23 protein-coding genes are annotated in these 22,027 nt (G+C 68.3%); 11 read left to right on the forward strand and 12 right to left on the reverse strand.

Annotated features, from left to right (window positions below; all coding sequences use genetic code 11):
• Nucleotides 1-11: 11 nt before the first annotated feature.
• Entirely contained in the window at nucleotides 12-1,298 is a 1,287-nt protein-coding gene (locus tag BM43_RS28485; RefSeq protein WP_025099010.1) for a D-amino acid dehydrogenase, read from the reverse strand.
• Nucleotides 1,299-1,443: 145 nt separating this feature from the next.
• Here BM43_RS28485 and BM43_RS28490 point away from each other — a divergent pair, with 145 nt between their 5' ends.
• Nucleotides 1,444-1,932 carry an Lrp/AsnC ligand binding domain-containing protein gene (locus BM43_RS28490; protein ID WP_013697018.1) on the forward strand — a complete coding sequence of 163 codons (489 nt, stop codon included), beginning with the start codon at nucleotides 1,444-1,446 and terminating at the stop codon, nucleotides 1,930-1,932.
• Nucleotides 1,933-2,064: 132 nt separating this feature from the next.
• Nucleotides 2,065-3,183, forward strand: coding sequence for a PA0069 family radical SAM protein (locus tag BM43_RS28495; RefSeq protein WP_036052384.1), 1,119 nt, complete (start codon nucleotides 2,065-2,067; stop codon nucleotides 3,181-3,183).
• 18 nt (nucleotides 3,184-3,201) lie between these two features.
• Here BM43_RS28495 and BM43_RS28500 read toward each other — a convergent pair whose 3' ends face one another.
• Together BM43_RS28500 and BM43_RS28505 are read right to left on the reverse strand one after the other, a co-directional pair.
• Nucleotides 3,202-3,660 carry an NINE protein gene (locus BM43_RS28500; protein WP_036052382.1) on the reverse strand — a complete coding sequence of 153 codons (459 nt, stop codon included), beginning with the start codon at nucleotides 3,658-3,660 and terminating at the stop codon, nucleotides 3,202-3,204.
• A 118-nt stretch (nucleotides 3,661-3,778) separates the two neighbouring features.
• Nucleotides 3,779-4,984 carry a PQQ-dependent sugar dehydrogenase gene (locus tag BM43_RS28505; RefSeq protein ID WP_036052379.1) on the reverse strand — a complete coding sequence of 402 codons (1,206 nt, stop codon included), beginning with the start codon at nucleotides 4,982-4,984 and terminating at the stop codon, nucleotides 3,779-3,781.
• Between the two features lie 189 nt (nucleotides 4,985-5,173).
• Between BM43_RS28505 and rpsP the strand changes: the two genes are divergently transcribed.
• From rpsP to BM43_RS28535, 6 genes are all read left to right on the forward strand, one after another.
• Nucleotides 5,174-5,428: a 30S ribosomal protein S16 gene (gene rpsP / locus BM43_RS28510; protein WP_013697022.1), complete on the forward strand. Its 255-nt coding sequence runs from the start codon at nucleotides 5,174-5,176 to the stop codon at nucleotides 5,426-5,428.
• 47 nt (nucleotides 5,429-5,475) lie between these two features.
• On the forward strand, nucleotides 5,476-6,189 hold the full coding sequence (gene rimM, locus BM43_RS28515) for a ribosome maturation factor RimM (RefSeq protein ID WP_036052374.1): 714 nt from the start codon (nucleotides 5,476-5,478) through the stop codon (nucleotides 6,187-6,189).
• A 1-nt stretch (nucleotide 6,190) separates the two neighbouring features.
• On the forward strand, nucleotides 6,191-6,988 hold the full coding sequence (gene trmD / locus BM43_RS28520) for a tRNA (guanosine(37)-N1)-methyltransferase TrmD (protein WP_036052372.1): 798 nt from the start codon (nucleotides 6,191-6,193) through the stop codon (nucleotides 6,986-6,988).
• Between the two features lie 139 nt (nucleotides 6,989-7,127).
• Entirely contained in the window at nucleotides 7,128-7,526 is a 399-nt protein-coding gene (rplS, locus tag BM43_RS28525) for a 50S ribosomal protein L19 (RefSeq protein ID WP_013697025.1), read from the forward strand.
• 88 nt (nucleotides 7,527-7,614) lie between these two features.
• Entirely contained in the window at nucleotides 7,615-8,304 is a 690-nt protein-coding gene (locus tag BM43_RS28530) for a CoA pyrophosphatase (protein ID WP_036052370.1), read from the forward strand.
• Nucleotides 8,305-8,415: 111 nt separating this feature from the next.
• Nucleotides 8,416-9,354 (forward strand): CobD/CbiB family protein, encoded by a 939-nt coding sequence (locus BM43_RS28535; RefSeq protein ID WP_036052367.1) that lies wholly within the window; start codon nucleotides 8,416-8,418, stop codon nucleotides 9,352-9,354.
• Between the two features lie 105 nt (nucleotides 9,355-9,459).
• On the opposite strand, the gene BM43_RS28540 is transcribed toward BM43_RS28535, so the two are convergent.
• From BM43_RS28540 to BM43_RS28550, 3 genes are read right to left on the reverse strand one after another with little or no spacing between them, the layout of a single operon-like run.
• Nucleotides 9,460-9,795 (reverse strand): putative signal transducing protein, encoded by a 336-nt coding sequence (locus BM43_RS28540; protein ID WP_036052365.1) that lies wholly within the window; start codon nucleotides 9,793-9,795, stop codon nucleotides 9,460-9,462.
• Between the two features lie 35 nt (nucleotides 9,796-9,830).
• Nucleotides 9,831-10,775: a ribosome small subunit-dependent GTPase A gene (gene rsgA, locus BM43_RS28545; RefSeq protein WP_036052364.1), complete on the reverse strand. Its 945-nt coding sequence runs from the start codon at nucleotides 10,773-10,775 to the stop codon at nucleotides 9,831-9,833.
• Nucleotides 10,772-12,031 (reverse strand): M48 family metallopeptidase, encoded by a 1,260-nt coding sequence (locus tag BM43_RS28550; protein ID WP_036031845.1) that lies wholly within the window; start codon nucleotides 12,029-12,031, stop codon nucleotides 10,772-10,774. The genes rsgA and BM43_RS28550 overlap by 4 nt, the downstream gene beginning before the upstream one ends.
• A 136-nt stretch (nucleotides 12,032-12,167) precedes the next feature.
• On the opposite strand from BM43_RS28550, the gene orn reads away from it, so the two are divergent.
• Nucleotides 12,168-12,776, forward strand: coding sequence for an oligoribonuclease (gene orn / locus BM43_RS28555; RefSeq protein WP_036053682.1), 609 nt, complete (start codon nucleotides 12,168-12,170; stop codon nucleotides 12,774-12,776).
• A 70-nt stretch (nucleotides 12,777-12,846) separates the two neighbouring features.
• Here the strand turns inward: orn and mog are convergent, their stop codons facing one another.
• Complete coding sequence (gene mog, locus BM43_RS28560; protein WP_080742116.1) at nucleotides 12,847-13,470, reverse strand: molybdopterin adenylyltransferase; 624 nt, start codon at nucleotides 13,468-13,470, stop codon at nucleotides 12,847-12,849.
• On the reverse strand, nucleotides 13,454-14,065 hold the full coding sequence (gene yjgA, locus BM43_RS28565) for a ribosome biogenesis factor YjgA (protein WP_013697033.1): 612 nt from the start codon (nucleotides 14,063-14,065) through the stop codon (nucleotides 13,454-13,456). The genes mog and yjgA overlap by 17 nt, the downstream gene beginning before the upstream one ends.
• 160 nt (nucleotides 14,066-14,225) lie before the next feature.
• On the opposite strand from yjgA, the gene pmbA reads away from it, so the two are divergent.
• Nucleotides 14,226-15,596 (forward strand): metalloprotease PmbA, encoded by a 1,371-nt coding sequence (gene pmbA, locus BM43_RS28570; RefSeq protein ID WP_013697034.1) that lies wholly within the window; start codon nucleotides 14,226-14,228, stop codon nucleotides 15,594-15,596.
• An 81-nt stretch (nucleotides 15,597-15,677) separates the two neighbouring features.
• Here pmbA and BM43_RS28575 read toward each other — a convergent pair whose 3' ends face one another.
• The 4 genes from BM43_RS28575 to BM43_RS28590 all read right to left on the reverse strand — a co-directional run bounded on the left by BM43_RS28575 (nucleotide 15,678) and on the right by BM43_RS28590 (nucleotide 20,112).
• Nucleotides 15,678-16,181: a dihydrofolate reductase gene (locus BM43_RS28575; protein WP_036052363.1), complete on the reverse strand. Its 504-nt coding sequence runs from the start codon at nucleotides 16,179-16,181 to the stop codon at nucleotides 15,678-15,680.
• 102 nt (nucleotides 16,182-16,283) lie between these two features.
• Nucleotides 16,284-17,870, reverse strand: coding sequence for a sigma-54 dependent transcriptional regulator (locus BM43_RS28580; protein WP_063769152.1), 1,587 nt, complete (start codon nucleotides 17,868-17,870; stop codon nucleotides 16,284-16,286).
• Nucleotides 17,871-18,105: 235 nt separating this feature from the next.
• A complete protein-coding gene (locus tag BM43_RS28585; protein WP_036052357.1) occupies nucleotides 18,106-19,542 on the reverse strand; it encodes a hypothetical protein in 1,437 nt (478 codons plus the stop codon).
• 228 nt (nucleotides 19,543-19,770) lie between these two features.
• Nucleotides 19,771-20,112 (reverse strand): hypothetical protein, encoded by a 342-nt coding sequence (locus tag BM43_RS28590; protein ID WP_144417702.1) that lies wholly within the window; start codon nucleotides 20,110-20,112, stop codon nucleotides 19,771-19,773.
• 544 nt (nucleotides 20,113-20,656) lie between these two features.
• Here BM43_RS28590 and BM43_RS28595 point away from each other — a divergent pair.
• Nucleotides 20,657-22,027, forward strand: coding sequence for a sigma-54 dependent transcriptional regulator (locus BM43_RS28595; protein WP_013697039.1), 1,371 nt, complete (start codon nucleotides 20,657-20,659; stop codon nucleotides 22,025-22,027).

Genomic DNA, 22,027 nt, shown 5'->3' on the forward strand with positions numbered 1-22,027 from the left:
CTATGCCGTGCTCAGGCGTAGGCGGGGCGCGGCTTGCCGACGGTCTCGTCGAGATAGCGGTGGACCGACAGGTCGTCGGCCTGGATCGCCGGCTTCTTGCCCGACATCAGGTCGGCCAGCAACTGGCCCGAGCCGCAGGACATGGTCCAGCCCAGCGTGCCGTGGCCGGTGTTCAGGAACAGGTTCGGCACGGGGGTGCGGCCGACGATCGGCGTGCCGTCCGGCGTCATCGGGCGCAGGCCGGTCCAGAAGCTGGCCTTCGAGGTATCGCCGCCGCCCGGGAACAGGTCGTTGACGCACATTTCGAGCGTCTCGCGACGGGCCTGGTTCAGGCGCTTGTCGAAGCCGGCGATCTCGGCCATGCCGCCCACGCGGATGCGCGAGTCGAAACGCGTGATCGCGATCTTGTAGGTCTCGTCGAGCACGGTCGACACCGGCGCGGCGGCCGCGTCGACGATCGGCGCCGTGATCGAATAACCCTTGAGCGGGTAGACCGGGATCTTGACGATGTTCGACAGGAAGCGCGTCGAATACGAGCCGAGCGCGACCACGTAGGCATCGCCGCGCACCAGCTCGCCGCCGCATTGCACGCCGGCGATCCGGCCGCCGGCGATCGCCAGTGCGTCGATCGGCGTGTTGTAGCGGAACTGCACGCCGAGCTCCTCGGCCATCGCCGCCAGGCGCGTGGTGAACAACTGGCAGTCGCCGGTTTCGTCGCCGGGCAGGCGCAGGCCGCCGGTCAGCTTGTGCGAGACCGCGGCGAGCGCCGGCTCGGCATTCTTCAACTGGTCGGCCGTCAGCAGTTCGAACGGCACGTTCGCGTCGCGCAGCACCGCGATGTCCTTCGCGGCACCGTCGAATTGCGCCTGGGTGCGGAACAGTTGCAGCGTGCCGCCGGTGCGTCCTTCGTAGGCGATGCCGGTGTCGGCGCGCAGCGCCTGGAAGCAGTCGCGGCTGTATTCGGCCAGGCGCACCATGCGGCCCTTGTTGACCGCATAACGCTCGGCGGTGCAGTTGCGCAGCATCTGCCACATCCACTGCAACTGGAAGCGCGTGCCGTCCAGACGGATCGCCAGCGGCGCATGCTTCTCGAACATCCACTTGACGGCCTTCAGCGGCACGCCGGGCGCGGCCCAGGGGGCGGCGTAGCCGGGCGAGATCTGGCCAGCGTTGGCAAAGCTCGTCTCGAGCGCGGGGCCCGCCTCGCGGTCGATCACCGTCACCTCATGGCCGGCGCGTGCCAGATAATAGGCGCTCGTCACGCCCACCACGCCGCTTCCCAGAATCACCACACGCATAGCTGCTCCAGACGAAAAAAAGCGGAACCCGCCGGGGGCGTTGCCACGCCACTGCCTGCACGTTCCGACCTGGTTTTTTTCGCTATGGTATTGTCGACGTCCCAGTTTTTGTTATTGTATTTTTTCGATTTTCAGAAAAAACAGCATGAGAACTCAACGTCAACCGGTACGCGCGCTGGACAAGCTGGACCGCCGGATCCTGCGCCTGCTGCAACAGGACGGCCGCATGGCGATGAAGGACCTGGCCGAGCAGGTCGGCCTGACCGTCACGCCCTGCATCGAGCGCGTGCGCCGCATGGAGCGCGACGGCGTGATCACCGGCTATCACGCGCGCGTCGACCCGGCCCAGCTTGGCGCGGCGCTGCTGGTGTTCGTCGAGATCACGCTCGACCACAAGAGCGGCAACATGTTCGAGCAGTTCCGTCGCGAGGTGATGAAGATCGACGAAGTGCTCGAGTGCCACCTGGTGTCGGGTGATTTCGACTATCTGATCAAGGCCCGCATCGGCGAGATGGCAGATTACCGCAAGCTGCTCGGCGACATCCTGCTGCAACTGCCTGGGGCCGTGCAGTCGAAGAGTTATGTGGTGATGGAGGAGATCAAGGAAACGCTGAGCATCGCCGTCGACGACTGATCGCGGCCGGCCCGCGCCCGAATCGTCGAACGGCCGGAATCCGGCTTGGCAGCGCGCGTCGGAATACTGTATAAATACACAGTATCTGGCGCGGCAATATTTCGCTTGCGCCTGCCGTGACGAAGAGGCGTGATGAGCGATCGATCCGATACCGAATATCCGGTGGCGCCGCCCGTGCCGCGCAAGGGGCGCGGCGCCGTGGGCAACCTGCAGGGCCGCTACGAGACCGACCAGCGAGAAGGTGTCGACGACGGCTGGCTCGGCGAGGACGACGAGGCGCGTCCCGCGCTGCGCACCCAGGTGTTCGACGAGCGCGCCAAGAGCATCCTGACGCGCAACGCCTCGCCCGATATTCCCTTCAATGTCTCACTGAATCCGTATCGCGGCTGCGAGCATGGTTGCATCTACTGTTTCGCGCGGCCGACCCACAGCTACCTCGGCCTGTCGCCGGGCCTCGATTTCGAGAGTCGGATCTACGCCAAGGTCAATGCGGCGGAACTGCTGGAGCGCGAGCTCGGCAAGCGCGGCTACGTGCCCGAGCCGATCGCGCTCGGCGTCAATACCGACGCCTACCAGCCCTGCGAGCGCGAGCGTCGCATCACGCGCGAGGTGATCCAGGTGATGCACGATCACGGCCAGCCCTTCGCGGCGATCACCAAGTCCTCGCTGATCGAGCGGGATCTCGACCTGCTCGCGCCGATGGCAGAACGCGGCCAGGTGATGGCGGCAGTCACGATCACCACGCTCGACGCCGACCTGGCGCGCGCGCTGGAGCCGCGCGCGGCCACGCCTTCGCGTCGGTTGCGCACGATCCGCGCGCTGGCCGAGGCGGGCGTGCCGGTCGGGGTCAGCATCGCGCCGGTGATCCCGTTCGTCACCGAGCCCGACATGGAGCGCGTGCTGGAGGCCTGCTTCGAGGCCGGCGCCACCCATGCGAGCTACATCGTGCTGCGCCTGCCCTGGGAGGTGGCGCCGCTGTTCCGCGAGTGGCTGGGCGCGCATTTCCCCGACCGGGCCGAGCGTGTGATGGCGCGGGTGCGCGACATGCGCGGCGGCAAGGACTACGAGTCCGATTTCGCCAGCCGGATGAAGGGGGAAGGATTGTGGGCCGACCTGCTGAAGCAGCGCTTCCAGAAGGCGGTCAAGCGTCTCGGGCTCAACGAGCGCACGCGCGGCATCCTCGATTTCACGCAGTTCCGCGCGCCCGAGCAGCCGAAGGCGCCGGCCACGCCGCAACTGAGCCTGTTCTAGGCAGCTTGTCTCGGCCGCTTATTGCGATAGCTCCCTGGCGGCCTGTACCTGCGATTCGAAGTAGGTCTGGAACGACAGCGCCAGCGCCGTCATCAGCAGGAAGGCGCCGATCAGCAGCGAGAAGATCACCACGAAGATCACGGTCCAGCCCGAGCGACTGCTTTGCTCGCTTTGCGCATTGAATTGCGCATCCCACTTCTCGTCGGCGCGCAGCCCGTAGACGATCGCGGTCAGGAAGGCGGCGAACAGCGAGATCGCGCCGGGCACCGCCAGGCACCAGCCGAGCAGCGAGGCGCGCGCGGTGGCGACGAGCAGCAGCAGGCCCGGCACGCCCAGCACGATGCCGAGCAGGTGCGCCCAGCCGACCGGGTCGCGCTGTCCATATAGATAGAAGCGATGCGCGCCGAGCGAGCCGAACAGGAAGGCAAGGGCGGCGGCGAGGGTCTTCGAGCGGAAACGCGGCGACTGGGATGGCATGGCGGACCGGGGCAGGGGCGGCGCGAATGGGGCTTTCGAGGTTCAGGGCGGCATCGCCACCGGGGCGATGCCGTCAGCCATTCTACGATGCGATGGAGGGTCGGTCACCCGGCCGCGCTCAGTGTCCGGTATAAGTGATCCGGTAGATCGCGTTGGCGTAGTCGTCGCTGATCAGCAGCGAGCCGTCGGGCAGCGGCAGCACGTCGGCCGGGCGTCCCCAGACCTGCTCGCCCGGCTGCAGCCAGCCCTGCGCGAACACCTCCATGCGTGGCTTGCCGCCGTCCGGGCCGGTGCTCACGCGCACCACGCGGTAGCCGGACTTGCTGCTGCGGTTCCAGGAGCCATGCTCGGCGATGAAGATCGTGTTGCGATAGTCGGCCGGGAACATCGAGCCGGTATAGAAACGCATGCCGAGCGCGGCGACGTGCGCGCCCAGCTTCAGCGCCGGCGGCGTGAAGCCGCTGCAGGGGTGGCCCTTGCCGTATTGCGGGTCGGCTACGTCGCCGGCGTGGCAATAGGGATAGCCGAAGTCGAGGCCGGCGCGCGGGGCGTGGTTCAGTTCATCGTCGGGGACGTCGTCGCCGAGCATGTCGCGGCCATTGTCGGTGAACCAGAGTTCGTGTGTGACGGGGTGCCAGTCGAAGCCCACCGTATTGCGCACGCCGCGCGCGAAGCGCTGGTAGTCGCTGCCGTCGGCGTTCATGCGCCCGATCATCGCGTAGCGGTCGCGATCCGGTTCGCAGATGTTGCAGGGCGCGCCAACCGGAACGTAGAGCTTGCCGTCCGGCCCGAAGGCGATGAATTTCCAGCCATGCTGCCGTTCGCTCGGCAACTTGTCGGTGACGACCACGGGCTTGGGCGGCTGGTCGAGCCGCTCGTCGACGCCGTCGAGTCGCAGGATCCGCGAGATCGCGGAAATATAGAGGGCGCCGTCGCGCCAGGCTACGCCGACCGGCATCTCCAGCCCGCTGGCCACCACGTGGCGCGCGACCACGCGGCCGTCGCGAACCGTCAGCGCATGCACGCTGCCCTCGGTGGAGCCCACGTACAGGATGCCGCGCGGCGACCAGGCCATTTCGCGGGCATTGGCGAGATCGGCCGCGAACACCTCGGCGTGGAAGCCCGGCGGCAGCTTGAGCCGTTCGACGGGCGGCGGCGCGGCTTCGGCAAGGCTTGTTGCCAGGACCAGACAGGCGGCCAGGCAGGCGGCACCGGCGGCCCGCAGGCGCCGCGGCGCGGCGGCGAAGCGGCGGCTGGTAGGCGCGAGACGCGGCGAGAGGCGTGAGGTGACACGTGGGACGAGGCGGGGGGCTGGAGCGCGCATGGACGATCCGGGAAGAGCGTGCGCGGCGGCACGGTCCAGCAAGTGTAGGCGCTCGGGCGGGAATCGGCAGCCGGCCGGTTTTTCGGGGCCCCGCGCTTTTTTGTACGGTAAGTGTTTGTTATGCCGTCGGTTTCCAGCTATAATCGCGTGTTTCAGCAGTTTCGAACCCGGTTTTCCGAAGGACTTCATATGGTTATCATCCGTCTGGCTCGCGGCGGCTCGAAGAAGCGCCCGTTCTACAACATCGTCGCTACCGATTCGCGCAACCGTCGTGACGGCCGTTTCATCGAGCGCGTCGGCTTCTACAACCCGGTCGCCACCAAGGGCGAATCGCTGCGTATCGCCCAGGATCGCCTGACGTACTGGCAAGGCGTTGGCGCACAACTGTCGCCGACCGTCGCCCGCCTCGTGAAGGAAGCGGCAAAGGCACAACCGGCCGCCTAAGTCATATGGCGCCGTTTTCCGGTGGTCGCGGCCGCGAGGTGGTCTGAATGTCCGGTCACGATTCATCCGGTGATGCAAAGCGCGGCACACGCGAAGCCTCGACGTTTGGCGTGTTCGTCCGCAAGCCGGCAGAGCGCGCACCCGCCAAGGGTGGCGCGAAACCGGAGGCAGCAGGTGACAAGCCGGTCCCGAGTTCGGAACGCCTCGCCGCGGCGCAGTCCTGGCCCGACGATGCGGTCGAGGTCGGCGCGATCGTCGATGCCTACGGCCTGAAGGGCTGGGTCAAGATCGCACCGCATGCCGGTGCCGGTCGCGGCGGCGATGCGCTGCTGAAGGCCCGTACCTGGTGGTTCGAGAAGGGCGCCGAGCGCCTGGCAGTCGGCATCACGCAATCCAAGTTCCACAGCGATACCGTCGTCGCGCATCTGGCCGGCCTGGCCGATCGCGATCAGGCGCTGGCCTTGCGTGGCTACCGCGTCTACGTGCGTCGCGAGGATTTCCCGGCGCTCGACGCGGACGAATTCTACTGGGTCGACCTGATCGGCCTGGATGTCGTCAACGAGGCGGGTGTCGAACTCGGCCGCGTCGGCGACATGATCGACAACGGCGTGCACTCGATCATGCGGGTCGACTATCCGGCCAGCGGCAAGGATGGCAAGCCCGTGCGCGGCGAGCGGCTGATCCCGTTCGTCGGCGTGTACGTGAAGACGGTCGATCAGGCGGCGAAGCGTATCGTCGTCGATTGGGAAGCCGATTACTGAAATGAACGACGCAAAGGAGCGCGCGATGCAGTTCGATGTCGTCACGCTCTTTCCCGAGATGTTCCATGCGCTGACCGACTGGGGTATCACCAGCCGGGCCGTCAAGCAGGGGCGTTTCGGCTTGCGCACGTGGAACCCGCGCGATTTCACGACCGACAATTACCGCACGGTCGACGATCGTCCCTACGGCGGCGGGCCCGGCATGGTGATGCTGGCCAAGCCGCTGGAAGCGGCGATCGGCGCGGCGAAGGCCGCGCAGGCGGAGCAGGGGATCGCGTCCACGCGGGTCGTGATGATGTCGCCGCAAGGCGCGCCGCTCACCCATGAACGGGTGGTGCGGATGGCCGACGAGCCTGGCGTGGTGCTGCTTTGCGGCCGCTACGAGGCGATCGACCAGCGTCTGCTCGATCGTTGCGTCGACGAGGAAATCAGCCTCGGCGATTTCGTGCTGTCGGGCGGTGAACTGCCGGCGATGGCCTTGATGGATGCGGTGGTGCGGCTCTTGCCCGGCGTGCTGAACGACGCGCAATCGGCCGTGCAGGACAGCTTCGTCGATGGCCTGCTTGATTGCCCGCATTACACGCGTCCCGAGGAGTACGACGGCGTGCGCGTGCCCGATGTGCTGCTCGGCGGCCATCACGCGGAAATCGAGAAGTGGCGGCGCCAGGAAGCGTTGCGCAATACGTGGTTGAAGCGCCCCGACCTGATCGAACGGGCGCGCAGCCAGCAGTTGTTGAGTCGGGCCGACGAGGTCTGGCTCGCAAGTCTCGCGAAGGCCGCGAGGAAGGCCTCGACCTGAGGCGTTCCGGCGGCGCTCCGGGAACCAAGGCGGTGTCGCGCACGCGTGCGCGACACCAGTTGTGAATCCATCCTCTATCGGGGCCGAGTCTGGGAACGGACGGGCGCAAACGCCGACAAGATGGCATTGGGAGTCAGTAATGAATCTGATCGCAAAACTTGAGCAGGAAGAGATCGAGCGCGCGCTCGCAGGCAAGACGATCCCCGAATTCGCCCCCGGCGATACGGTGATCGTGAACGTGAACGTGGTGGAAGGTAACCGCAAGCGCGTTCAGGCTTACGAAGGCGTCGTGATCGCGAAGCGCAACCGTGGCCTCAACTCGGCTTTCATCGTCCGCAAGATTTCGTCGGGCGAAGGCGTCGAGCGTACGTTCCAGACGTACTCGCCGCTGCTCGCGAGCATCGTCGTCAAGCGTCGCGGCGATGTCCGCCGTGCCAAGCTGTACTACCTGCGTCAGCGTTCGGGCAAGTCGGCTCGAATCAAGGAAAAGCTGGTGTCGAAGGATCGCACGGCAGCTACCCAGCAAGAGCAGGCGTAAATGCTGTAAGGAAAAAGCACCCACCCGGGTGCTTTTTTTATTCCGGCGCGACAATACGGTTTCCGTCAGACTTTTCCGCGAGCACCCCGTGATACGTCGCCCGATCATCGACCCCGAAGTGCTGCCCGTCGAATCGACGGGCGCCGGCCTGCCGCGCGTTTCCGATTCGGTGCTGACGCCGGCGGGTTTGCGCGAGCGTTTCGCGCAACATCACGCGTGGACGCAGGAGCCGGCCGAGGCGCGCCTGGGCGAGCAGGGCGATCCGCGCATCGCCGCCGTGCTGGTGCCGCTGGTGGCGCGTGCCGACGGCCTTACCGTGTTGCTGACACAGCGCGCCGATCACCTGACCGACCATCCCGGGCAGATCAGTTTCCCGGGCGGGCGCCATGAACCCGGCGACGCCGATTCGACCGCCACCGCGCTGCGCGAGGCCCGCGAGGAAATCGCGCTCGACCGCGAGCACGTCGAGGTGCTGGGCGCGCTGCCCGACTACCTGACGGGCACCGGCTACCGCGTGACGCCGGTGGTCGGCATCGTGCATCCGCCCTTCACCGTGCAAGCCGACACGCTCGAGGTCGCCGAGATCTTCGAGGTGCCGCTGGCCTTCCTGATGGCACCCGAGCGTCATGAAGTGCGCCTGTTCAAGTGGGAAGGCGGCGAGCGTCGTTTTTTTGCGATGCCCTATCCGAACGGGCGCGACGACGGCCATTACTTCATCTGGGGGGCAACCGCCGGCATGTTGCGCAATCTGTACCGTTTCCTTGCCGCGCAGCCTTGAACCGATGCCCGCACGAGCCGAACCGACGAGGCGGACCCGAACCCTCGCGCGGGTCCGCTGTGCTATCGTTATGCGAAAAATCGTATAACCCAGAACGGCACGGCCTTTCGCATGACTTTCTTTTCGGTTCTCCTCGCCCTCATCATCGAGCAGGTGCGCGCGCTGTCGCCGGGTAACCCGGTCTTCGCGCTGTTCCAGTTCCATGCGGAAACTGCGGCGCATGGTTTCGACGCCGGCAAGAAGAAGCATGGCGTGCTGGCCTGGCTGGTGGTGGTGGTGCCCTGGGTGCTGGCGGTCGCGCTGGTCTACTACCTGCTGTTCAAGCTCAGCTTCGCGTTCGCCTTCGTCTGGAACGTGGTGGTGGTCTATTTCACGCTCGGCTTCCGCCAGTTCAGCCATTACTTCACCGACATCCATCTCGCGCTCAACAACGACGACGTGCCGCGCGCGCGCGAGGTGCTGGCCGAATGGACCGGCCTGGACACGGTCGACATGCCGGTCGGCGAGATCGTCCGCCATACGCTGATCCACGCCGTGGTGGCCTCGCACCGGCACGTGTTCGGCGTGTTCTTCTGGTTCGTGCTGCCGTTCGGCCCGGCCGGCGCGGTGCTGTACCGGATCGCCGAATACCTGTCGCGCAGCTGGTCGGTGCCGACCGACGATCGCACCGAGGCGTTCTCGAATTTCGCGCAGCGCGCCTTCTTCGTGATCGACTGGATTCCCTCGCGGCTGACCGCGCTGGGTTTCGCCATCGTCGGCAATTTCGAGGATGCGGTCTACGCCTGGCGCAACCATACGCGCCAATGGCCCGACTCGAACGACGGCGTGCTGCTGGCCTCCGGCAGCGGCGCGCTGGGCGCGCGGCTGGCCGGTCCGCTGGCCGAGCCGTCCAGCGTCGACGCCCTGTCGGTGGGCGATAGCGGCCCGCTGTCGGTCGGCGACGACTGCACGCCGCGCACCCTGCAATCGGCGGTCGGCCTGGTCTGGCGCGCCGTGATCCTGTGGATGATCCTGCTGCTGATGCTCACGCTCGCCGTCTGGGTGTCCTGATCACCAGGACGACGATGGCCGGGAGGCGGCAGCGCCTCCCCAACGAAAAAGCCGGCTCACGCGAAGCCGGCTTTTTCGTTTCCGGGCCGCCGGTCGAGCCGGCGCTCAATCCGCAGGCCCGGCTTCCTTGTCACGCGGATCGCGGGTCCGCCCGCAATGCCAGCAGGCCGTGAACTGTGCGTCGAGCACCTCGCCGCAGCCGCCGCAGCGCCAGCGCGTCGCGCCCGCCGGCGGCCCCGAGCGCGCTGCCTCGAGGATGCGCCGCGCCAGCGCCGTGTCGCGCTCGTCGTGCAGCCAGATCTCGGGCGCGCACTGATCGGGTGGCAGCCCGCCCAGCGCGCCGGTCGCGAAGCGATTGTGCAACTCGCAGCCGATCCCGGCCGCGTCCAGCACATTGACCCAGTGGTGGGCGGTGGCGAGGTCGGGGGCGGTAAAGCGCATCGACGCGAGGCGGGCGGGGCGGGCAGCGTGCGCCTTCAGCGCACGATCTGGCTGGCCTCGTGGACCAGTTGCGCGTACAGCGCATGACGCGATTTCGCGATCCGCCCATCCTCGACGGCCGCCAGGATCGCGCAGCCCGGCTCGTGCAGGTGATGGCAGTTGTAGAAGCGGCAATCGGCCAGCAGCGGCCGGAATTCCGGGAAGGCGCGCTCGAACTGGCCTTCGGTCAGGTGGTAAAGCCCGAACTCCTGGAAACCCGGTGAATCGATCAGGGCGCCGCCGTCGGCGAGCGGGTAGAGCCGCGTGAAGGTGGTGGTGTGGCGGCCGCTGTTCAGTGCCGCCGAGATCTCGCGCGTGGCGGCCTCGGCCTCGGGCACGATCAGGTTCACCAGGGTCGACTTGCCCATCCCCGACTGGCCCAGCAGGATCGTCGAATGGCCGGCCAGGCGCGGCATCAACTGCTCGAGCGTTGCCTCGGGCGCGCCCTTCACCGACAGCTCGAGCACGTCGTAGCCGAGCTCGCGATACGGCGCGAGCCGCTCGCGCGCCACCGGCAGCGCGGCCTCGACGTCGATCTTGTTGAGCACCACGATCGGCTTGAGCTGGTTCGCCTCGGCCGCGATCAGCGCGCGGCCGAGCAGGTCCTCGCTGAAATACGGTTCGGTGGCCAGCACGATCAGCAACTGGTCGAGGTTGGCCGCGAACAGCTTGGACTTGAACTGATCCGAGCGATAGAGCAGGTTGCGGCGCGTCTCGATCTCGACGATCACGCCCTGGTCGGCCGAGCTGCGCTCGTAGACAACCCGGTCGCCCACCGCCACCTCGCTCTTCTTGCCGCGCGGGAAGCACTGCAGCATCGGCCCGCCGTCGGCCGGCGCGACCAGGTAATGGCGCCCGTGCGCGGCGATCACGCGGCCGCCGAGGCGCTCGGCGCCGCCCTTGGCCGGACGAGCCGGCGTTTGCTGACGGCCCCGCGTCATGCCGGGCGCAGCAGTCGGTCGATCCGCTGCGAGGCGGGCGGATGCGAGTAGTAGAAGGCGGTATAGACGGGGTCGGGCGTCAGCGTCGAGGCGTTGTCCTCGTAGAGCTTCACGAGCGCATTGACGAGGTCCTGCCGGTCGGTCTGGCTGGCCGCGAAGGCATCGGCCTCGAACTCGTGCTTGCGCGAGCTCATGCTGCTCAGCGGCGTGACGAAGAACAGGAACACCGGCACCGCCAGGAAGAACAGCGTCAGCGCGAGGCCGGCGTTGCTGCCCGCCATCGAGGGCAGGGCCCCCAGCCCTGTATAGAACCAGGTGCGCCCGGCGAGCCAGCCCAGCAGGGCCAGCAGCGCGAGGCTCAGCACGAAGGTGACCAGCATGCGCTTGACGATGTGGCGGCGCTTGAAGTGGCCCAGCTCATGGGCCAGCACCGCCTCGATCTCGCTGCCCGACAGGCGCGCCAGCAGCGTGTCGAAGAACACGATGCGCTTGGCGGCGCCGAAGCCGGTGAAGTAGGCGTTGCCGTGCGCGGAGCGGCGGCTGCCGTCCATCACGAACAGGCCCTTGGCCGCGAAGCCGCAGCGCTTCATCAGGCCCTCGATGCGCGCGCGCAGCGCCTCGTCGCCGAGCGGCTCGAACTTGTTGAACAGCGGCGCGATGAAGCTCGGATACAGCACCAGCACCAGCATCTGGAAGGCGACCCAGACGATCCAGGTCCACAGCCACCAGAGCGGGCCGGCGCGGTTCATCAGCCACAGCACCACGAACAGCAGCGGCAGGCCGAGCAGGGCGCCGACCGCGGTATTGCGGGCCAGGTCGGCGAAGAACAGCTTGCGCGTCATGCGGTTGAAGCCGAAGCGGCCCTCGATGCCGAACTGGCGCACGTAGTCGAAGGGGATCTCGACGGCGCTGGTGATCAGCAGCACGGCCGCGATCAGCAGGATCTGCTGGCCGTAGCCGCCGCCGAGCCAGCCGCGCAGCGCGTGGTCGATCGCGCCGACGCCGCCGAACAGCGTCAGCGCGATCAGCAGCACCGCGCTGGCGACGATCTGCAGCATGGTCAGCCGGGTGCGCGCGACCGTGTAGTCGGCGGCGCGCTGGTGCGCCGTGAGCGGGATGGTGTCGCGGAACTGGGCGGGCACCGCGCCGCGATGGGCGGCCACGAAGCGGATCTGGCGCGTGGCGAGCCAGAGCTTGGTGCCGACCATCGCGAGGATGGCGGCGGCGAACAGCAGGGTGAACGGGTAGGCGGACATCGGGGGAGGCCAGTGGCCAGTGGTATCTATGCGAGAATTATATGTTCTTGCGGTCGGGGCCCGCTCATCGGACCTCGAACAGGCTTCGGCCGCCATGGCAGGGCGCTCGCCGCTGCCGATCTTCCAGGAAAACCGTATGACCGAACTCCCCGAATCCGCCGGCCAGGCCACGCTCGTGCGCAACGAGCTCAATCTCGTCTGGCTCGACATGGAAATGACGGGTTTGAACCCGGATAGCGACCGCATCATCGAGATCGCCGTGGTCGTCACCAACTCGACGCTCGACAAGGCCGTGGAAGGCCCGGTGCTGGCGATCCACCAGAGCGACGAGACGCTCGCCAGGATGGATGCCTGGAACCAGTCGACGCACGGCCGTTCGGGCCTGATCGACCGCGTGCGCGCCTCCACCGTGAGCGAGGCCGAGGCGGCCGCACGAATCCAGGCCTTCCTCGCGCAATACGTGTCGCCGGGCAAGTCGCCGATGTGCGGCAACTCGATCTGCCAGGACCGCCGCTTCATGGCGCGCTGGATGCCCGAGCTGGAAAGCTTCTTCCATTACCGCAACCTCGACGTCAGCACCCTCAAGGAGCTGTGCCGCCGCTGGCAGCCGGCGATCTACAAGGGTTTCCAGAAGCGCGCGATGCATACCGCGCTGGCCGACATCCACGAGTCGATCGACGAGCTCAAGTACTACCGCGAGCATTTCCTGATTCCGGCGGCCAGCGCCGGTACCGCGGACGCCTGAGCCCGGCGGGGCGGCCGAAGGGGCCGCTTTGCCGGCCTTTGAGCCGGATTCAGCCGGCCCTGGCCGGCCTTCAGGCTTCGCGCGGCGGCCGCTGCGCGCTCTTGGGCCGGAATGCGGCCGTCACGTCCGCGCGTGTCTCGATGTAGGGGCCGCCGATCAGGTCGATGCAATAGGGCACGGCGGCGAAGATGCCCGGCACCACTACCTTGCCGGCCTCGTCGCGCAAGCCTTCCAGCGTTTCCTTGATCGATTTCGGCTGCCCCGGCAGGTTGATCACGAGCGCGGCATGGTCGGCCGTCTCGCGGATCACCGCCACCTGCCGCGACAGGATCGCGGTCGGCACGAAGCGCAGGCTGATCTGGCGCATCTGTTCGCCGAAACCCGGCATTTCGCGGGTCGCCACCGCCAGCGTGGCTTCCGGCGTCACGTCGCGGCGCGCCGGGCCGGTGCCGCCGGTGGTCAGCACCAGGTCGCAGCCGGCCACGTCGACCAGCTCGACCAGGGTGGCCGAGATCAGCGGCGCCTCGTCGGCGATCAGGCGCGTCTCGGCCCGCCAGGGCGAGGTCAGCGCGCCGCCGAGCCAGGCCTCCAGCGCCGGGATGCCCTGGTCCTGGTAGTCGCCGCGGCTGGCGCGGTCGCTGATCGAGACCAGGCCGACGATCAGTTCGTCGGGGTGCTTACGATTCGTCGTCATCGTGCTCGGCTTCGTCGTCATGCTCGCCTTCGCCCTCGGCATCCTCGCCGGGCTTGCCGCTGACGGTCTTGATCCACTGGAACAGCTCGCGGAAATAGCGCGGCGGCTTGCCGAGCTGGGCTTCCTTGCGGGTGTTGCGGATCAGGGTGCGGCCTTCCTGGGCGTCGGCGGCCGGGTAGTCGCGGATGAAGCGCGTGAGCGCCTCGTCGTCGGCGAGCAACTGGTCGCGGGTGCGCTCGATCCAGTGCAGGCGCGCGGTGGCGGCCTTGTTCACGCCGCGCTGCGTGTCGAGCGCGGTGCGCAGCGCCTCGATCTCGGGCTCGGTCAGCGAGCGCATCACCTTGCCGATGTACTGCATCTGGCGGCGCTTGCCTTCGTGGTCGGTGATGCGGCGCGCCTCGCGCACGGCATCGTTGAGATCTTCCGGCATCGGCATGCGCTTGAGGGCGTCCTTGGGCAGTTCGACCAGGTCGCGGCCAAGCTGCTGCAGCGCGTGCATCTCGCGTTTCAGCTGGGATTTGCTGGGGCGATCGTAGCCATGGTCGGCGTCGTCGTCGCCATGCTCGATCGATTGGATACGGGTTTTGCGGTTCATGGGCGAGATTGTATCGCGGCGCGGGCCCCGGCCGGTCGCGCGATCGTTCCGGGCAGGGGCGGGGCCTGGATAGGTAGCCGGCGCCGGACCTTGCTATGATCGCGGGATACGCCTATTTCGAACCACGCGGGCGACCCGCCCGCCACCGGACAACACGACGATGCCTGCTCACACCGACGCACCCGCGCGCCATTTCCCGCACACGCAGGAGCAACTGAAAGAAATCGCCTCGGACATCCTGCGGCACGCGAAGGCGCTCGGCGCGTCCGACGCGGCGACCGAAATCTCGGAAGGCGATGGCCTGTCGGTGTCGGTGCGGCGCGGCGAAGTCGAGACCATCGAACACAATCGCGACAAGATGGTCGGCGTCACGGTGTTCATCGGCAAGAAGCGCGGCAATGCCAGCACCTCGGACTTCTCCCCGGCCGCGCTGAAGGACACCGTGGCGGCCGCCTACAACATCGCGCGCTTCACGGCCGAGGACGAGGCGGCGGGTCTGGCCGAGGCCGAACTGCTCGAGACCGAGCCGCGCGACCTCGATCTCTACCATCCCTGGGCGCTGTCGGCCGACGAGGCCGTCGAGATCGCGCGCCGCTCGGAGGACGCCGCCTTCGCGGTGAGCCCGCAGATCCGCAATTCCGAGGGCGCGAGCGTCTCGGCCCAGCATTCGCAGTTCGTGCTGGCCACCTCGCGCGGTTTCCTCGCCGGTTATCCCTATTCGCGCCACTACGTGGCCTGCGCGCCGATCGCCGGCAGCGGCCGCCACATGCAGCGCGACGACTGGTACAGCTCCAAGCGCAATGCCGACGATCTCGCCGCGCCCGAGGCGGTCGGCCGTTACGCCGCCGAGCGCGCGCTGGCCCGCATGGGCTCGCGCCGGCTCGATACGCGCAAGGTGCCGGTGCTGTTCGAGGCGCCGCTCGCGGCCGGGCTGCTCGGCGCCTTCGTGCAGGCCACCAGCGGCGGCGCGCTGTACCGCAAGACCAGCTTCCTGGTCGACTGCCTCGGCAAGCCGGTGTTCGCCCCGCACGTGCAGGTGGTCGAGGATCCGCACGTGCCGCGCGCGATGGGCAGCGCGCCGTTCGACGAGGAAGGCGTGCGTACGCGCGCGCGCAGCGTGGTCAAGGACGGCGTGGTGGAAGGCTACTTCCTGTCGACCTACTCGGCCCGCAAGCTCGGCACGCAGACCACCGGCAATGCCGGCGGCTCGCACAACCTCGCGCTGCGCAGCACGAACACGCGCGCCGGCGACGATTTCGACGCGATGCTCAAGAAGCTCGGCACCGGCCTGCTGCTGACCGAGTTGATGGGGCAGGGCGTGAACTACGTGACGGGCGACTACTCGCGCGGCGCGGCCGGCTTCTGGGTCGAGAACGGCGTGATCCAGTACCCGGTGGAGGAGATCACGGTGGCGAGCACGCTGCAGGAGATGTTCCGCCACATCGTCGCGATCGGTGCCGACACCATCGTGCGCGGCACCAAGGAAATCGGTTCGGTGCTGATCGAGCAGATGACGATCGCGGGGCAGTGAGCCCGCGGCGGGCAGCCGCCCGCCAGCCTTGAACGAAAACGGCGCCGCTCGATGCGGCGCCGTTTTTTAGTGGCCGCGACCTCAGGCCGGGGCCAGGCGCGTGTAGCTGACGAAGGCGTAGTCGAAATCGTTAGGCGCGCCGGCATGATGCACCTCGCGCGAGACTTCGCGCCAGCGGGCCGGATCCGGTGCCGGGAAGGCTGCGTCGCCCTCGAAATCGGCGTCGATCTCGGTGACGATCAGCTTGTCGGCCTGGCCGAGCCCTTCGGCATAGAGTTGCGCGCCGCCGATCAGGAAAGCCTCGGCCGCGCCGTCGCGCGCGGCCACGGCCAGCGCCTCGGCCAGCGAGCCGACCGTGTCGCAGCCCTCGAAACGGCGTGCCGCATCGCGCGTGACCACGATGTTGCGGCGCCCCGGCAGGGGGCGGCCGATCGATTCGTGGGTCTTGCGGCCCATCACGATCGGCGCGCCCATGGTGGTGCGCTTGAAGAAGGCCAGGTCCTCGGGAAGCTTCCAGGGGAGCTGGTTGTCACGGCCGATCACGCCATTGCGGGCGCGCGCGACGATCAGGGTCAGGGTGGTCATGACGATATCCGGAGCAGGCTGCAAAGCGAGCGATTCTACCGGATCGCCTGCCGCGGCAAGGCTCGCGCGGCCTGTTCGGGCTTCATCGACCGCAGGGTCCGCTCAGCGATGAGGCGGTTCCCCTGGGCCGTCGTCCCCGCCGTCGTCTTCGCGAGACGCGTCCAGGCCTCCCTGGCCGCAAGCCGTTGCGTCGTCGGCCATCCCATCGGCCTTCACGCCGCCCGTCGTCTCGCCCGGCCCCGGCGCCTCGTGGCCGTCGTCGTTCGCCCCGCGCGGCAGGTCGCCATGAGCCATCTCGCGCAGGCCATGGGCGTCCATCAGCCGGTACAGCGTGGCGCGCGAGATGCCGAGTTCGAGCGCCGCGTCGGTCAGCCGATGGCGATGGCGCAGCAGGGCGGCCTCGATCGCGCGGCGCTCGGCGCTCTCGCGCGCGTCGGCGAGCGTGACGGCCTGCTGCGAGGCGTAGGCGCCGAGATCGAGGTCCATCGCCGACAGCAGCCGCCCGTCGGCCATCACGATCGCGCGCCGCACCCGGTTGATCAGCTCGCGCACGTTGCCGGGCCAGGGATAGCGGCGCATCGCGTCGAGCGCGCATTCGGTGAAGCCGTGGATGCGCCGCACCCCGTCGCCGCCGAACTTGCGCAGCACATGGCGCGCCAGCAGGTCGATATCGCCGCCACGCTCGCGCAGCGGCGGTTCGTCGACGCGCAGCACGCACAGCCGATGATAGAGGTCGGCGCGGAAGCGTCCGTCGCGCACCGCCGCCTCGAGATCGACATGGGTGGCGCACAGCACGCGCACGTCGACGGCGATCGACTCGCGCGCGCCGAGCCGCTCGATGCGGCCTTCCTGCAGGAAACGCAGCAGGCCGGCCTGGCTGTCGACCGGCATGTCGCCGATCTCGTCGAGGAACAGCGTGCCGCCATGCGCGGCCTCGACCCGGCCGATCTTGCGCTGGGTCGCGCCGGTGAAGGCGCCGCGCTCATAGCCGAACAGTTCCGATTGCAGCAGCGTGTGGGGGATCGCGCCGCAATTGATGGCGACGAAGGGAGCCTTGCTGCGCGCCGAGCGCTCATGGATCGCCACCGCGGTGAGCTCCTTGCCGGTGCCCGATTCGCCCGCGATGAACACGGGTGCATCGGTCGAGGCGACCTTGCGAATGGTGCGGAACAACTGCTGCATGGCTTCGCAACTGCCCACCATCTGCTCGTCGCCGCCCGCCGCCGCGGCCGTCGGCGGTTCGGATTCGCCCAGCGCGATCATGCCGTAGGCATGGCCGACCAGATAGTCGAGCGTGGCGGGCGGCGCCGGGTGCCTGACGTAATCGAAGCAGTACTGACGGATCAGATGCCTGACGGCCGGCTCGTCCAGGCGGGCCTCGCCGGTGAGGGCGATCCAGCCGATCCGCGGCTGGCGCAGCGCGCGTTCGAGCGCGGCCAGTTCGCGCGGCGCGAAGGCATCGAGGTCGACAATGCCGGCGCTGGTGGCGTCCTGCCCTGGGCGCCGGACGGTGTCCTGCGCGGAGCGGCAGACCTGGACCTGCCAGCCGCGCGCGCGCAGGTGGGCGACCAGCGCGGCATCGGGCGTGCGCGACAGATAGACGAGCGGACGCATCACGGACTCCGCGGGAACGATCGGCGGCGGCGCGATGAACGGGCCGGCCGACAGCGAGGTGTCGGAGTCGAGCATCATCGGTTCCGGCGGCCAGGGAGCGGGTGCGACGTGGCCCGCCCGCGAGAGCGGGGCTCGATACGCGCGAATGCCTTGCGGCGTGCCATGGCCATGGCGGTGCTCCCGTTATGGAATGCCTCGCCGCACGCGGCCCGGGAGCCGTCGCGACGAGGCGGCCCGTGACGCGCCTGCGCGCGACCCGGGCCGGTTTCGATGCAGCGGCGTCACGCGGTGCGCGACGCCGCGGCGGCACTCAGTGGCCGCTGTTGAGCGCGGCGATCGCCAGGCCGTTGTGCTGCAGGTTGCCTGCGCCGCCGGCGATGTTCACGCCGATGTTGCCGGTCGCGCCAGTGAGCGTGTTGGCGCCGAGCATCGCCGTGCCGACGAAGCGGCCGTTGATGGCGGCACCCGCCACCTGGGTGTTGTCGTCGGTGGCGAGCATCGCGACCGTGCTGGCATGGGCCGCGTTAGCGGTGGTCATCGAGCCGGCCAGGCTGTTGTTCTGCACGTTGCCGATGCCGACCGTCACGTTCACGCCCACGTTGCCCGAGGCCTGCGCGAGCGAACCGTCGCCGAGCGAGGCATTGAGCACGAAGTTGTCGATACGCGCATGGCCGGCCGAGGACTGGTTGCTGAAGATCTGCGCATTGCCGAACACGTTGCCGATGTCGACCGAGGCGAGCGACACGTCGTTGCTCTGCACGTTGTCGATGCCTTCGGCGAGGTTGATGCCGAGGTTGCCCTTCACGCCGGTGGCGGCGCTGTTGCCGGTGGTGGCCGTCAGCGTGCCGGGCTGTTCGGTGTCGACGACCTGGGTGACGCTGCCGGTGGTGGCCACGCGCGTCGAGTCGTAGGTGTTGCTGTAGCCCCAGGCCGCGGCGCGTACCGACTCCGAGCTTTGTTGTCGCGAGATCGAGGCGCTCGAGCTGTCATGTGCCTCGCTGCGCGTCGCGCCCGCGCTCCAGGCCGTGCCGAAGCGGGCCTGCGTGCTGCTGCTGCTCGCGTCGGCATGCTGCTGCGCCGATCCGGAGGCATTCGCATAGGACGTGCCGCCCCAGATCGCGCCGGCGCCGCCGACGATGTAGCCGCTTTCGTTCTGCGAGGCGCTGCCGCCCGCCACGAAGCCGAACAGGCCCGGCAGGAAGTAGCCGCTGAGCTGCGCCGACTGGCTGGTACCGGCCGCGCCGGCCGCACCGCCGGCGATGAAGGCCGAGCCGCCGCTGTTGCCTGATTGATGCAGGCTCGACGACTGGTCGAGCGTCGTGCTCTGTTGGGCCGACGCGGTGTTGTACGCGCCGCCCGCGATCCAGCTGCTGCCGCTGCGCGAGCTCGATTGCGAGGAGGCCGTCTGGATCGAGGCATCGAACGAGGCGCTCTGCGCCGAGGCACGATAGGACGAGCCCTGCACACGGGTGCTGGCCGACACGTTGTCGACCCTGGTGGTCACCGCGCCCTTGGTATAGCTTTGCGCGAGCGGTTCGAGCGAGACGTGGTTCAGCACCACCGCCTGGTTGTTGTTGATGAGCGCACCGGCGCTGCTCGTGACATGGACGGCGCCGTACAGGCCGACCACGCCGAACACGCCGACCGCCTCGGTCACGGCAGTCAGGTCGTACAGGTGGGCGTCGGCCGCGTAGGCCGAGCCGGCCGTGGATGCGAGGATGGCTGCTGCGATGACGGTGCGCTTCATGCGGATCTCCAGGTTGGAAGGGACTGCGGAATAAAAAGCGTGCCTGCCGGGGGACAAGACACGAAAAGCGGTATCGCCGAGCTGCGATCGACGATACGAACCGCGACGGGCAGCCGGTCGGCGCCCGATAAAATTATTCGGATGACGAAATGATCGATGCGGCTCGGCCAGGTTGCGGCGCACTTCATCTCGACTCCCTCGATATCGAACTGCGATCGCGCGCCGGGTTCAGCGGCGCAGGTAGCTGATGCGGCTGCCCTGCATCGGACGCGGTGCGCCGGCGGGCAACGGCACCGGCGGCCTGGGCGGCGCGATCTCGTCCCACAGCGTGACCGCGCCGCCGCCCGTGCGCAGGGTGGCCAGCATCGACGTTCCGACCGCGCGGCCGTGCTGCGCGGCCAGCGTCGTATCGTCGAGCGCCTGGCCGAGCCGCAACGGCATCGCCGCGGACCAGGCACGGACCAGCGGCGCGGCCGGATCGGCGTCGCCGTCCGTCTCGGCCAGCGCCGCGAACGACAGCAGGGCCATCAGCACCGCAAGGCCGGCCTGGGTTCGGGGATGTCGTCTCATGGAGCGGATCTCGTGTCCTGGCATGCCGCTGATGGAGCGAAATGCGTGCCACCTTCGCGCGAGGGGCGCCGCGCAAGGCTCCCGTCGCGAAAGGCAGGCGTGGAGTGCCGGCGGATTCGCGAAAGTGTTTCAGTTCTGAAACACGGTTCGTACGGATTACTTCGGATACTCAAGGGATGCGAAAGCGCTGACACTGATTCGGACGCGTTCGCGGCCTTGTCGCGAAGAGCGAGATTTCGATAGACGAATCGCCAGCGTGCACACCAAAAAAAATCGCGGGAATCGTTGACAAAAATTAAAGCTGTGGCGGATGGAGTCGGCGTAGATTGACTCGCACCGGCAGGGCAGCAGCACAAGAACAATGCAGGACCTATCAAGGCCGACGGGTCGCGGCCGACAGAAGATATGCGCCTTATTGCCGGGGAGACTTCAATGTCTGCAACAGGACGCGTGGATCGTACGACCCCCCATCCCGTGAGGTTTCGTTCGATCCCGTGGATGCACGCGTCGCCACGCGTGCTGGAATCGGACGAAGGATGGTGCGATGGAAATCGGCACTAGGCATTTGATCTATTTTTCGCGCGACCCAAGCGCTGAACTGCAACGCTGCTTCGATGCGCGCGGCTGGCGCGTCGACGTGGTCGACTCGGCTCGCGAGTTGCGGCGCGCCGCGGCGCGCGGCGGCACGGCCGGGGGGCTGCTCGATGTCTCGGGCGGCGTCGCGGCCAACGACCTGGGCGACGTCGAGACCTGCCTGACCACGCCGAACGTCGGCTGGATCGCGGCCACCGGCCCCGGCCAGATGCAGGACCTGGCGCTGCGCCGGCTGGTGCGCGACTACTGCTTCGACTACGTGACGATGCCCTGCGATCGCGAGCGCATCGTCGAATCGGTCGGGCACGCCTACGGCATGATCCGGTTGACCGAGCCGCCGCATTCGCCGGCGCGCGGCGAGGGCGAGATGGTGGGCGCCTGCGACGCGATGCTGGCGCTGTTCCGCACCATCCGCAAGGTCGCCTCCACCAATGCGCCGGTGTTCATCGCGGGCGAATCGGGCACCGGCAAGGAGCTCACCGCGGTGGCGATCCACGAGCGTTCCGCGCGTGCCGAGGCGCCCTTCGTCGCGATCAACTGTGGCGCGATCCCGCATCATCTGCTGCAGTCCGAACTGTTCGGCTACGAACGCGGCGCCTTCACCGGCGCGACCCAGCGCAAGATCGGCCGGGTCGAGGCCGCGCATGGCGGCACGCTGTTCCTCGACGAGATCGGCGATCTTCCTCTGGAGAGCCAGGCCAGCCTGCTGCGCTTCCTGCAGGAAGGGCGGATCGAGCGGCTGGGCGGCCATGTCTCGATTCCTGTCGATGTACGGGTGATCTGCGCGACCCATGTCGACATGGAAGCCGCGCTGCGTTCCGGGCGCTTCCGCGAGGATCTCTTTCATCGGCTGTGCGTGCTGAAGGTGGTCGAGCCGCCGTTGCGCGAGCGCGGCAAGGACATCGAGGTGCTGGCGCGCCATATGCTGGAGCGCTTTCGCGGCGATGCGAGCCGGCGCCTGCGCGGTTTCGCGCCCGACGCGATCGCCGCCCTGCACAACTACGGCTGGCCCGGCAACGTGCGCGAGCTGATCAACCGGGTGCGGCGCGCGGTGGTGATGGCCGAAGGGCGCACCATCACGGCGGCCGATCTCGAGCTGGGCGAGTTCGTCGCCTCCGAGCCGGTGTCCCTGCTGGCCGCGCGCGAGGCCGCCGAGCGGCGCGCCATCGAGATCGCGCTGCTGCGTCATCGCGGGCGCTTCGCCGATGCGGCGCGCGAGCTGGGCGTGTCGCGCGTCACGCTGTACCGGCTGATGGTCGCGCACGGCATGCGCGAGCGCGAGCAGGACCTGGTCGGGCTGGCGGTGCCGGCCGTCGGCTGA

This window comes from Burkholderia gladioli, from assembly GCF_000959725.1.
GTDB classification, from domain to species: domain Bacteria; phylum Pseudomonadota; class Gammaproteobacteria; order Burkholderiales; family Burkholderiaceae; genus Burkholderia; species Burkholderia gladioli.